Consider the following 12,189-nt stretch of genomic DNA (forward strand, 5'->3'; position numbering starts at 1 on the left):
GATTCCGTGGAGGCACCCCATGAGAAACCGACTGATGGTCACGGCCGCGGCCGTGCTGCTCGCGCTGACCGCCTGCTCCCCCGGCAGTCTCGGCGACAGTGACGACGGGAAGCTCACGCTCACGTTCCTGGTCGACAACTCGGCCGAGTCGCTGAAGCCGGCCGAGGCACTGGCGAAGGGCTTCGCCGCGCTCAACCCGGACATCACCATCGACGTGGAGTCCCGGCCGCAGGGCAGCGAGGGCGACAACGTGGTGAAGACCCGGCTGTCGACCGGCGACATGAGCGACATCTTCCAGTACAACTCCGGGTCGCTGTTCCAGGCGCTCGCGCCGGCGCAGAACCTCGCACCGGTCACCGACCAGCCGTTCGCGGCGCAGCTCGACGAGAACTTCACCCAGACCGTGACCGCGGACGGGCAGCTCTACGGCGTGCCGTTCAACGCGTCGATGGGCGGCGCGGTCCTCTACAACAAGGCGGTCTACGCGAGGCTCGGGCTGAGCGTGCCGAAGACGTGGGCCGAGTTCATGGCGAACAACGCGCGGATCAAGGCGGCCGGTGGGGTCGCACCGGTGATCCAGACCTATCAGGACACCTGGACGTCGCAGCTGTTCGTGCTGGCCGACTTCCACAACGTCTCCGCGGCCGAGCCCACGTTCGCGGCCGACTACACCGCGAACAGGACGAAGTACGCCACCTCACCGGCGGCGCTGCGTGGCTTCCAGCATCTCCAGGAGGTGCACGACGCCGGATATCTCAACAGTGACTTCGCGTCCGCGAAGATGGTCGACGGGCTCGCCCAGTTGGCCGAGGGCAGGGGCGCGCACTACCCGATCCTCACATCCGTGGTGACCAGCCTCGCGACCGACCACGCCGCGAACATCGGCGACATCGGGCTGTTCGCGGTGCCGGGCGAGGACGCGGCGAAGAACGGGCTGACCGTGTGGGCGTCCGCCGGCGTCTACATCCCGAAGTCGACCGAGGGTGAGAAGCTGGACGCGGCCAAGAAGTTCCTCGCGTTCATCGCCAGCCCCGAGGGGTGTGCCGCGTTCGCCGAGGCGAGCCCGCCGAGCGGGCCGTACATGGTGAAGGGCTGCACGCTGCCGGCCGGCACGCCGCAGGCCATCCTGGACATGCAGGCCTACTTCGACACGCCCGGCGCGGCCAGCCTGGCGCTGGAGTTCCTGTCGCCGGTCAAGGGCCCGGCGCTGGAGCAGATCACGGTCGAGGTCGGGTCCGGCATCCGGCCGGCCACGGGCGGGGCAGCGCTCTACGACCAGGACGTGAAGAAGCAGGCACAGCAACTCGGGCTGCCGGGATGGTGACGCTCACCGACGCGCGTGGCAGGGCCGGCACCGGCGCGCCGTCCACCGCACGGGCGCGCAGCCCGTACCCCCACTGGTTCTATCTGCCGGCCGCGGCGATCTACGGCGTGCTGTTCATCGTGCCGACCGTGACCAGCTTCTGGTTCAGCCTGACCCGGTGGAGCGTGTTCGACTCCACGTTCGTGGGGCTGGAGAACTTCGTGACGTTCTTCCGCGAGCCCGCGCTGGTGAAGGGTCTCACGAACACGCTGATCTACGGCGTGGTCACCTCGGGCGCGAAGGTGGTGCTCGGGATGGCCCTGGCGCTGCTGCTGACCTCGCAGATCGCGGCGCGTGGCTGGCTGCGGTCCGTGGTGTTCTTCCCGGTGCTGGTCAGCACGATCGGCGTCGGCCTGACGTTCACCGTGCTGATGAACCCGGAGCGCGGACTGATCAATCAATCACTGGCGGTGCTCGGGATCGACGGGCCGGGGTGGCTGACCGACCCGTCCTGGGCGCTGCTGTCCGTGGCACTGGTGGACGTGTGGAAGGGGGTCGGGCTGGCCACGATCATCTACATCGCCGGGATCGTGTCCATCCCGGCGGAGTATTTCGAGGCGGCGAAGGTGGACGGCGCGGGCGCGTGGGCCCGGTTCCGGAACATCATCCTGCCGCTGGCCCGGCCGGCCACCGCCACCGTGATCATCCTGTCGCTGATCGGCGGACTGCGCTCGTTCGATCTGATCTGGGCGATGACGCGCGGCGGGCCGGGCTTCACCTCGGACGTGATCGCGTCGGTGATCTACAAGCAGTATCAAGCCGGCTTCTACGGGCTGTCCACGGCCGGGAACGTGGTGCTGTTCCTGCTGGTGACCGCGATCGTGTTCCCGCTGTCCCGGTGGCTCAACCGGCGGGAGGTGGAGATGTGAGGTCGAAACTGCTCGGCCTGCTGGCGCTCGTGCTGTCCGGCGTGGTCTTCGGCGTACCGTTCCTGTTCATCGTGCTCACGGCCGGGAAGACGCGCGCGGAGGCGTCCCGGCTGGAGTTCTCCTGGCCCACCCAGCTGCGGTTCGTCGCGAACTTCGTCGAGGTGGTGCAGGCGCGCGACTACATGCTGATCATCGCGTACATCAACAGCACGGTCCTGACCGTGGCCAGCGTCTCGATCATGGTGGTGCTGGCCGCGATGGTGGCGTTCGTGCTCCAGCGGCGGCCGTCGCGGTGGACCGGGCCGGTCAACCTCCTGGTGCTGGCCGGGCTGATCATCCCGCCGGCCGTGGTGCCGACGATCTGGGTGCTGCAACGGCTCGGGCTGTTCCGGACCATGCCGGGGCTAATCCTGGTGGAGGTCGCGTTCGGGCTGTCGTTCTGCGTGCTGCTGTTCCGCGCGTTCATCGCCACGATCCCGCGCGAGCTGGACGAGGCCGCGATCCTGGACGGGGCCGGGCCGCTGCGGCTGTTCTTCCGGGTCGTCTTCCCGCTGCTGCGGTCCGTGATCGTGACCGCGATCGTGGTCCAGTCGGTGACCGTGTTCAACGACTTCGTCAACCCGCTGTACTTCCTGCCGGGCGACCAGAACGCGACCGTGCAGCTGACGCTGTACAACTTCGCCGGGCAGTACAGCACGGACTACCACCTGCTGTTCATGAACATCCTGCTCATCACGATCCCACCGTTGATCATGTTCGCGTTCTTCAATCGTCAGATCGTGGCCGGCATGACGTCCGGCGCGGTCAAGGGATAGGAGCCGTTGTGCGGAAAGGTGCCCTGTTCGTCGTACCCCTTGTCATGACATTTGGTGTTTTCGTGCCACAGGGAGCGTATGCCAGCGCGGATTGCCGCGTGCCCTGGATGAACGCCTCGAAGACGCCGGAGCAGCGGGCCCGCGCGCTGCTCGCGGCGTCCACACTGGATCAGAAGCTGCGCTGGCTGGACGAGCACTCGGCGAACGACCCGAACCGGACCACGTTCACCACGGCCCGGCCGCGGGAGGTGCCGGCGGAGCAGTTCACGCCGGTCACCTTCACCATGCCGGTGCAGGTGCGGTGCACGCCGACCATCCAGTACACGGACGCGCCGTCCGCGATCACCGGGGCCGGCCCGGGCGTCACGGTCTTTCCGGCCAACGTCTCGCTCTCCGCGAGCTGGGACACCGCGCTCGCACACGCGAAGGGCGACGCGATCGCGCACGAGGCCTGGCGCAAGCAGCGCAACGTCCTGCTCGGCCCGGGCATCGCGAGCGGCCGGGATCCGCGCAGCGGCCGCACCTCCGAATATCTCGGCGAGGACCCGGTGCTGTCCGGGCTGATGGCAGCCGCCTACACGCGCGGCGTCGGCGCGGACGACGGTGAACCGGTCCAGGCGCAGTTGAAACATTTCGTCGCCAACGAGCAGGAGACCGACCGGGACAGCAGCTCGTCGAACGTCGACCCGCGCACACTGCGCGAGATCTACACGCTGCCGTACGAGATCGCGATCGACCGCGGCGACGTCGGGTCCGTCATGTGCTCGTACAACCAGGTCAACAGCGACTGGGCGTGCGGCGGCCGGCAACTGCTGGCCACCATCCTGAAGGGCGAGATCGGCTTCGACGGCTGGGTGGTCTCCGACTTCGGCGCCCGGCACTACCTGACCGATCCGGTGCCGCCGGCGCCCGGCCGGCACGTCCCGTCGCTGCGCGCCGGCCTCGACCAGGAGCTCAACGCCTGGCGCTACTGGACGCCGATGGCCATCAAGCAGCTCATCACCTCCGGCGCGCTCCGGGTGTCCGACGTGGACGAGGCGGCGTACCGGATCGTGCGCGCGCACATCGCGTCCGGGCTCTTCGACACGCCCCGGATCGCCGCACCGGACCCGGATGTGTCCACACCGGACAGCATCGCGCTCGCCCGCACGCTCGCCGAGCGGGGATCCGTGCTGCTGAAGAACGACGGCGTGCTGCCGCTGACCCGCGGCTCAGGGCGGGTCGCGGTAATCGGGCCGACCGCCACGGTAACACCGGACACCACCGACGTGGACGCGTCGAGCGTGTGCCTGCACACCGCACCCTCGGTCCCGTGCACGCCGGTCACACCCCTGGAAAGCATCAGCGGGTACGCCGGGCAGGTCACCTACGACGACGGCAGTGACCTCGCCTCCGCCGCCGCGACCGCGGCCGCCGCGGACGTGGCGATCGTGTTCGGGCACTACCGGGCCGGCGAGTTCGCGGACCGGGCGGACATCGCGCTGGACGGCGGCGGTGACGCGCTCGTCGCCGCGGTCGCGGCGGCGAACCCGCGCACGATCGTGGTGCTGCAGACCGGCGGCCCGGTGACCATGCCGTGGCTGACGGACGTCGGCGCGGTCCTGGAGACATGGTACGCGGGCGAGCAGATGGGACCGGCGATCGCGTCCCTGCTGTTCGGCGAGTCGGAGCCGAGCGGCCGGCTGACGCACTCGTTCCCGCGCACCGAGGCCGACCTGCCCACGGCCGGCGACCCCGCGCGCTACCCCGGGATCCTCGGGCCGGAGTCGCCGATCAGGCAGGTGTCCTACTCCGAAGGTCTGCGGGTCGGCTACCGCTGGTACGAGGCCCAGGACATCGCGCCGCTGTTCCCGTTCGGGCACGGGCTCACCTACACCCGCTTCGCCTACGACCGGCTGCGCGTCACCGGCGGCCGGGACGGGGTGACGGCGGAGTTCCGGCTCACCAACACGGGCGCACGGACCGGGACCGAGACCGCGCAGGCCTACGTCGAACTGCCGGCCTCCGCGCGGGAGCCGTCCAAGCGGCTACTCGGCTGGGAACGGGTCACGCTCGCACCCGGCGAGACCCGGACCGTGCGGATCAGGATCCCGCGCGCGGACCTGGCCGACCTGCACCTGCTCCAGCACTGGGACGCCCGCACCGGCCGATGGGAGACCGCGCCCGGCCGCTACCGCATCACGGTCGGCGGCTCGGTCGAGGCGACGATGGCGGGCGCGTTCACCCTGCGCTGACCGCTCTCGTCCGGCGGATTCGCACCGGCGGCGACGGGCCTCTCGCCCGTCGCCGCCGCCGCAGACGTCCCGCCCGCCGCCGCAGACGTCCCGCCCGCCGCCGCAGACGTCCCGCCCGCCGCCGGTGTCTCGCCCGCCGCCGCCGGCAGCGTCACGCAGAAGCGTGAGCCGCCGCCCGGATTGTCCTCCACATGAATCGATCCACCGTGGCGTTCCACGATGCGGCGGCAGATGGACAGGCCCAGGCCGGTGCCGGCGTAGCCGTCGGCCGGATGCGCGCGGTGGAAGTCGTTGAACACCTGGCCGTGGTGACCGGCCGGGATGCCGATGCCACGGTCCGCCACCTCCAGCCGCACCCGGCCGTCCGGCAGCCGGGTGGTGGTCACGTCCACCCGGGCGGCGCGGCCCGGCGGCGTGTACTTGATCGCGTTGCCGATCAGGTTGTCGATGACCTGGCGCAGCATCCCGGCGTCACCGTGCACCGGGGCGAGCGGGCCCACGTACACCTGCGGGACCGGGGCGCCGGTGGTGGCCAGGCGCTCCGTGACCACCTCGGCGGCCAGCGCGCGCAGGTCCACGTCCGCCGGGCGCAGCGCGCCGTCCCGGGCGTGCGCCATGCCGAGCAGGTCGTCGATCAGGCCGCGCATGCGGCGGCCGGTGGCGAGGACCCGGCCCAGCGTGCGCAGGTGCTCCTCGGTCAGCTCCGCGTTCTGGGCCAGGTCGTCGAGCAGCAGGTCCACGTACCCGATGACCATGGCCAGTGGATTCTTCAGATCGTGCGCGACGATCCCGGCGAACGCGGCCAGCTCCGCCTCCCGCTCGCGCAGCGACGTCACGTCGTAGGCGCAGGAGACCGCGCCGACGATCACACCGTCCGGGTCGCGCAGCGCCCGTGCGTGGGTGAGCAGCCGGCGCACCGCACCGTCCGGCAGCTGCCGGACGATCTCCTCCGCGTGAACCGGTTCATCCCGCAGCGCGCGCAGCAGCGGCGCGTCCGCCGCGGTCAGCGGCGTGCCGTCGGCCCGGGTCAGGCCCAGGTGCTCGATCGTGTCCCGGACGTGCAGCACCCTGTCCGGGCCGTCGAACCGCGATCGGCCGGTCCGGTTCATGTGCACCACCCGGCCGGCCGCGTCGCACGTGACCACGGTCAGATCCAGCAGATCGAGCACCTGCACCAGGTACGCGCGCTCCGCCTCGACCGCCCGCGCGGACGCGCGCAGCTCCCGGGTCGCGGCCTCGACCCGCGCGCGGGCCCGGGCCCGGCCGGTGGCGAGCACCCAGATCAGCGCGGCCGCGCACACCGACACGGCGGAGCCGGCCGTGGCCAGCACCATCGGCACGCCCGCCCGCGCCGACTGCAGCGCGCCGGCCGGCACCGCGAAGTGCAGCGTCCAGGCGCGGTTGCCGACCCGGATCTGCGAACTGCCGGTCAGGTCGCGGTCGCCGGACGCGGAGCCGCGCAGCGAGGCCACGTCCGCGCGGGCGCCGCGCACGGTGGCGCGCAGCGTGACGTCGACCGGCTCCGGCCCGCCGGTGTCCAGCGCGCCGGTGAGGAAGTCCGAGCCGCGCAGGCCCATCAGCACCCAGCCGGCGAACTCGCGCACGCCCGGCTCGGGCGCGGAGAAGACCGGCGCGGTCACCACGAACGACAGCTGCCGCATCTCGACCGACACGTCGGCGTCGCTCAACAGCCAGTACGCGTCGGACACGGTCAGCCGGCGGCCGTCGCGCGCGCCGCGCAGCGCGTGCACGGGCTCGGGCTCGGTGGAGGTGGAGACGTCCGCGCCGGCCATCCGATCGGCGCTGCCGTCCAGCGGGGCGTCGAAGACGTAGAAGTAGTGCTCCGGCGCGGCCACGTCGACCGGCCGCAGGCTGAGACCGGTCGCGCCGCGCGCCCGCCAGCGCCGCTGCGCGTCGGCAACGTCGCCGCGGGCGACCGGTGCGAGGAACGCGATCGTGGTCGCGCCGGGCAGCAGCATGCGCTCGACCGGCGCGACCGCGGTGCTGAACTCCGGTGCGGTCACCGCGGGCCGGTTGCTGAGCGACGCCGCCACCAGGGAGACCGCGTCGGTGTAGCGGCGCGCCTCGGCCGCGAGCCGGGTCGCGATCGTGTTCGTCCGCTCCCGCAGCTGCTCCGCTGCCGCGTCCCGCTGGCCCGCCGCGACGATCCCGCCGACCGCCAGCGCGAAGACGATCCCGGCCACGGCGACGAGCACGGCGAGCACGGTGGCGCCCCGCCACCACGTCCGCGTCCGGCCGGTCGGCATGCCCGCACAATCGGCACCGGCACTCCGTTACTGAGTCTCTCCGTTCTTTTACACGTTTACTGAGCTTCCGGCGTCAGGGCCACCGGCCTGATGGGTGGTCGTTGACCTTCACCTTGACGCCGAAGGATCAGTAGACCGAACTGTCCGATAGCGCGCGGGCGGCCGGCGCGATGTGCCGATCGCGGCGAGCGCGTGAGAGAGCGCTATTCGGCGCCGAGCGTGATGACGACCTTGCCGCGGGCGTGCCCCCGGGCGATGCGGGTGTGAGCGGCCGCGCCTTCGGTGATGCGGTATTCGGCGGCGATCGGGACGGCGAGGCGGCCCGCGTCGGCCAGCCTGGCGGCCGAGGCGAGAGCGGCGGGTACGCCGGCCGGGTCGACGCGGATCAGCCGGACGCCGTGCACGGCGTTGCCGGCGACCAGCGTGCGGACCGCGTCCGGGGTGCCGGTGAGCGCGACCAGCTCGGTGACGTCGCCGTGCCCGCCCACGTCGAGCGCGGCGTCGACGCGCGTGCCGGCGCCCCCGGCGGAACCGAGGCCGGCGCCCCCGGCGGAACCGAGGCCGGCGCCCCCGGCGGAACCGAGGCCGACGCGCTCGGCGAGGCCCGGGCCGTAGGTGACCGGCTCGGCGCCGAGGTCTCGGAGGAACGCGTGGTTGGCCGGACTCGCGGTGCCGATCACGCGGGCGCCGCGGGCCACCGCGAGCTGGACCGCGACGGCGCCCACTCCCCCGCTCGCGCCGTCCAGCAGCAGCACGGAACCCGCGCGGACGCCGAGTTCGTCGAGCGCGTGCGCCGCGGTGGCGACGCCGCCGGCCGCGCCGCCGGCCTGGGACCACGTCCACGCGGCGGGTTTGGCGGCCCACAGGTCGAAGACCACGTGCTCGGCGGTGGTGCCGCCGGCCACGCGCACGCCGTAGACCTCGTCGCCGGCGCGGACGCCCTCGACGCCCGCGCCGATCTCGTCGACCACGCCGGCGGCGTCGACGCCCACCACGTACGGCAGCGGGATCGGAAAGAAGCTCTTCCACGCGCCGGAGCGGAGCGCGTCGTCCGCGGGTGAGACGCCGACCGCGCGGACCGCGATGCGGATCTCGCCCGGGCCGGCGTGCGGGGCGGGGATGTCGGCGACGGTCAGGACCTCGGGGCCGCCATGGGCGGTGAACAGCAGAGCCTTCATCGTGTGTGCTTTCGTTGTCGGCGGAACGATCGCGGCAACCGTAGGAAGCGGGGAGGTCCGGCGGCCATGGATCCCGGCGAAATGAGAGACGGCGGCGCGAAGCCGTCTCGGAACGACCAGAACCACACACCCGCGCGGGTACGCCGGGACGCCGCGGCCAACCGCCGGCGGATCCTGACGGCGGCGCGCCGGCTGTTCGGGCCGGGCGGCGACGCGGTGCAGGTGCGGGACGTGGCGCGGTCCGCGGGTGTGTCCGCGGCGACGCTCTACCGGCACTTCCCGGCGCGGCGCGAGCTGATGGACGCGGTGATCGCGGAGCAGTCCCGCTCGTGCGACGCCTCGGTGCGCCGCGCGGTCTCTGATCCGGACCCGGCGCGGGCGCTGCGGGCGTACGTGGAGCACGCGTTCGAGGCACAGGCCGACGGGGCGATGTTCGCCGGCGCGATCCGGGCGGCCAACGCGACGCTGCCCGGCCACGCCGACCGGGTGGCGAGGTTCCGCCGGGACCTCGCGCTGCTGGTCGGCCGCGCCCGGGCAGCCGGCGTGATCCGCCCGGACGTGACCGCGGCCGACGTGCTGCTCGTCATCGCGGCGGGCGGCGGCGCGAGTCTCGGCCTCGGCGCCGGCACCGACGCGGGATTTGGCACGCCCGGGCACCGGGCAGCCCGCTCCCGACGCCTGGCGGACATCGTCCTGACCGGCATGGGCCTGCGGTTCTACGCGTGACCGGCGACCGCCTCCGGCGCAGTGGTGTCCGAGGCGCAGTGGCGTCCCGAGGCGCAGTGGTGTCCCGAGGCGGCCCGCACCTCTCGGCAGGCCGGGCCGGCCAGGTCGCGCCGGCACCTCTCGGTGGGCCGTGCTGAGCGCCTGCCGGCCACCGCCGACGGTGACAGTCGATAAATGACAGTCATTACCGACTCGATGCGAGGGGGCCGGGTCAGTCGGCGGTGAGGCGTCCGGCCAGGGACTGCGCGGCCGCGGTCACCAGGGCGCGGTCGTAACTGACGACGAACTCGAACTCGCGGTCGCCGTCGGCGCCGGTGTCGCCCAGGTCGCGAGCGACCAGCGCGCCGCAGGTGTGCGCGCCCAGCACCACCACGGTCCACTCACTCGCCAGCGGGTCCAGCGGTGACAGGGCGACGCCTCGCACGCCGGGTGCCGGGCGGGCGGGCATGTCCACGCCGAGCGCGCCGACGAACGGGAGGGTCGCCGCGAGTTCGGTGAAGTCCCGCACCGTCGACGGGCGGAAGAAACGGGCATGCTCGAACGCGGCGAGCACGATCGGCGGCACCGCGGCCTGCCGTGCCGTCATCTCCAGCGTCTTCGACAACGGGATGAGCAGATGCTTCGGCGCCCGCCGCACCCGCCGCTGACAGCCGATCAGCTCGTACGGCGTGGCCCGCAGCCCCGGCCCGATCGACCGGGCGGTGAATCGCTCCGGTACGAACGACGTGCGCGACAGCCGGCGTTCACCGCGGCTCCACAGCCATCCCTGGCCCAGGGTCGCGCCGAGCACGAGCGCGCGGGTCAGGTCCTCCGGCGTCTCGATGCCCTCGGCGACGACCTCGGCGCCGCTCTGCTCCGCGTACGCCTGGACCGCACCGGCCACGGTCACGGTGGCCGGGTCCTTGACCGTGCGCAGCAGGCGCAGGTCGAGCTTGACCACCTCCGGGCGCAGCAGCGGGATGAAGGCGAGCGACGCCGGTTCCGCGCCGACGTCGTCCAGCGCGATGGCGCAGCCCGCGGCCCGGAGCCGTTCGGCGCCCGCCAGCACCCCGGCGAGGTCCGCGGCCAGGGCCCGCTCGGTGATCTCGACGACCACCTGAACGTGCTCGGCACGGGCACTGAGCGCGTCGAGGACGACGTCCAGGTGGTGGGTGAGCGTGCGGGGCTCGAGATTGACGAACAACGTCACGGCCTGGCCGTCCGAGGACGTGGCCGCGCCGGCCAGCGACGCGCGCAGCGAGGCGTGTTCGAGGTCGGCGAGCCGGCCCGTCTCCCGGGCGGCCTCGATCAGCGCCATCGGCGAGGCCCACCGGGTCCCCGCGGGTCCTCGCAGCAGCGCCTCATAGGCGATCACGGCACCCGAGTCCAGGTCGATGAACGGCTGGAACACGTTGTGCAGGCCACCGTCACGCAGCAGGTCGTCAAGGCCCGGCCCGGCATCGACGTGGGGAAGGAAGGGGGCGCTCACCCTGACTCTATCGGCAGCCCGGCCGCCCGGCTGAGGCACGACCGGGGGCCAGGTGGTCAGTCCTTCTACGGCTCTACCGTCTCGGTCGGGGACGGCGACGCGGACGGGGCCGGGCGGGGGCGGTTGCCGTCGGGGCGGGGCTTGACGCGGGACTTGCGGTCGTCGCTGACGCGGTCGTTGCCGCGGCGGTCGACCGCGCGGACCTTCCAGCGGACCTCGCCGCCGCTGTAGGCGGAGAGGTCGGCGGTCAGCTGGTACGGCGCGGTGGTGTCGGTGGCGAGGACCTTGCCGCGGACCAGCAGGGACACGCCGCGCACGCCGGAGGGGTCGGCGGCGCTGACCGCGACCGTGAGCGTGTTGTTCTCCATCGCGTAGGAGGTGACGGTCAGCCGGGGCGGGATGCGGTCGGCACCCTTGCGGGCCTGCGCGGCGGAGGCCGGCACGGTGAGCAGGCCGCCGACGAGCAGGGCGGCGATGGTGGCGGATGCGGCTCTGCGCATGGACGGTCTCCTCGTGACGTTCGACTCCGGGGACCGCAGCTTCGGCCGGGTTCGGGCCGACCTGAGGAGAACCGTTCAGTTCGCGGCCGCGTCGAGCCAGCTGTAGCGGAGGCGGAGCGCGCGTTCGGTGCTGGCGAGGGCGACGGCCACGCCGAGCACGATGTTGAGCCACACCGGCAGAACGATCGGTGAGGTGTACAGGCCGAAGCGTTCCACCAGCGGCGGGATGCGCAGAACCGGCTCGACGAGCTGCGGGAGGCCGAGACCGAGCGACACGATCAGCAGGACCACCGAGAACGCGCCGAGTCCGCGGCTGAGCGCCGGGTGCCGGCCCTCGAAGCGCGCGCGCCGGCCCTCGGCCGAGCGAGGGTCCGGGACCAACTGGTACTCGGCGCCGTCGTCCGTCACGTAGTGGCAGCGCTTGAGGCCGAACTCGGACGTGTCCACCTCGATCGCGCCGCCGGGGATCGGGAAGATCGCGGGCGCGCGGGACTCGGCGTGGTGCCAGCCGTTCAGGTAGAGCTGGACCTTGGTGTAGCCGTCGTCGTCGGACCGCAGGTGGCGCACCTCGACCGCGTAGACGTCCTGCCCGTCCGGCATGCTCAGGTAGAGCAGGGACCGGGTCAGCGGCTGCCACCAGCGGTACGGCTTCAGCGGACGGCCACTACCGGGCTTGACCCGCTGGATCGCCCGGTTCCGGCGCCATTCCTTGAACATGCCGCCAGTAGAAACCGTGTCCCCAGGGCACGGTCAACACGCGATCCTGGGA

At 72.6% G+C, this 12,189-nt stretch carries 10 protein-coding genes; 5 read left to right on the forward strand and 5 right to left on the reverse strand.

Features of this window, described 5'->3' with window-relative positions; all coding sequences use genetic code 11:
- Positions 1-19 precede the first annotated feature (19 nt).
- From J2S43_RS17585 to J2S43_RS17600, 4 genes are all read left to right on the forward strand, one after another.
- Entirely contained in the window at positions 20-1,324 is a 1,305-nt protein-coding gene (locus tag J2S43_RS17585; protein ID WP_306830505.1) for an ABC transporter substrate-binding protein, read from the forward strand.
- Positions 1,318-2,232, forward strand: coding sequence for a carbohydrate ABC transporter permease (locus tag J2S43_RS17590; protein ID WP_306830507.1), 915 nt, complete (start codon positions 1,318-1,320; stop codon positions 2,230-2,232). The genes J2S43_RS17585 and J2S43_RS17590 overlap by 7 nt, the downstream gene beginning before the upstream one ends.
- Positions 2,229-3,047, forward strand: coding sequence for a carbohydrate ABC transporter permease (locus J2S43_RS17595; RefSeq protein WP_306830509.1), 819 nt, complete (start codon positions 2,229-2,231; stop codon positions 3,045-3,047). The genes J2S43_RS17590 and J2S43_RS17595 overlap by 4 nt, the downstream gene beginning before the upstream one ends.
- 107 nt (positions 3,048-3,154) lie before the next feature.
- The gene (locus J2S43_RS17600; RefSeq protein WP_306830511.1) at positions 3,155-5,281 is read left to right on the forward strand and encodes a beta-glucosidase; all 2,127 of its coding nucleotides are present in this window, start codon (positions 3,155-3,157) and stop codon (positions 5,279-5,281) included.
- Here J2S43_RS17600 and J2S43_RS17605 read toward each other — a convergent pair.
- Both J2S43_RS17605 and J2S43_RS17610 read right to left on the reverse strand, forming a co-directional pair.
- Entirely contained in the window at positions 5,218-7,548 is a 2,331-nt protein-coding gene (locus tag J2S43_RS17605) for an ATP-binding protein (protein ID WP_306830513.1), read from the reverse strand. The genes J2S43_RS17600 and J2S43_RS17605 overlap by 64 nt on opposite strands.
- A gap of 203 nt (positions 7,549-7,751) precedes the next feature.
- A complete protein-coding gene (locus J2S43_RS17610) occupies positions 7,752-8,726 on the reverse strand; it encodes an alcohol dehydrogenase catalytic domain-containing protein (protein WP_306830515.1) in 975 nt (324 codons plus the stop codon).
- Between the two features lie 81 nt (positions 8,727-8,807).
- Here J2S43_RS17610 and J2S43_RS17615 point away from each other — a divergent pair, with 81 nt between their 5' ends.
- A complete protein-coding gene (locus J2S43_RS17615) occupies positions 8,808-9,452 on the forward strand; it encodes a TetR/AcrR family transcriptional regulator (RefSeq protein WP_306830516.1) in 645 nt (214 codons plus the stop codon).
- A gap of 211 nt (positions 9,453-9,663) precedes the next feature.
- Here the strand turns inward: J2S43_RS17615 and J2S43_RS17620 are convergent, their stop codons facing one another.
- From J2S43_RS17620 to J2S43_RS17630, 3 genes are all read right to left on the reverse strand, one after another.
- Positions 9,664-10,920, reverse strand: a complete 1,257-nt coding sequence (locus tag J2S43_RS17620) for a sensor domain-containing phosphodiesterase (protein WP_306830518.1) — start codon at positions 10,918-10,920, stop codon at positions 9,664-9,666.
- A 65-nt stretch (positions 10,921-10,985) separates the two neighbouring features.
- Positions 10,986-11,420 carry an Ig-like domain-containing protein gene (locus J2S43_RS17625; protein WP_306830520.1) on the reverse strand — a complete coding sequence of 145 codons (435 nt, stop codon included), beginning with the start codon at positions 11,418-11,420 and terminating at the stop codon, positions 10,986-10,988.
- A gap of 75 nt (positions 11,421-11,495) precedes the next feature.
- On the reverse strand, positions 11,496-12,137 hold the full coding sequence (locus tag J2S43_RS17630; protein WP_306830522.1) for a hypothetical protein: 642 nt from the start codon (positions 12,135-12,137) through the stop codon (positions 11,496-11,498).
- Positions 12,138-12,189: the final 52 nt, after the last annotated feature.

This window comes from Catenuloplanes nepalensis (assembly GCF_030811575.1).
Classification (GTDB): Bacteria; Actinomycetota; Actinomycetes; order Mycobacteriales; family Micromonosporaceae; genus Catenuloplanes; species Catenuloplanes nepalensis.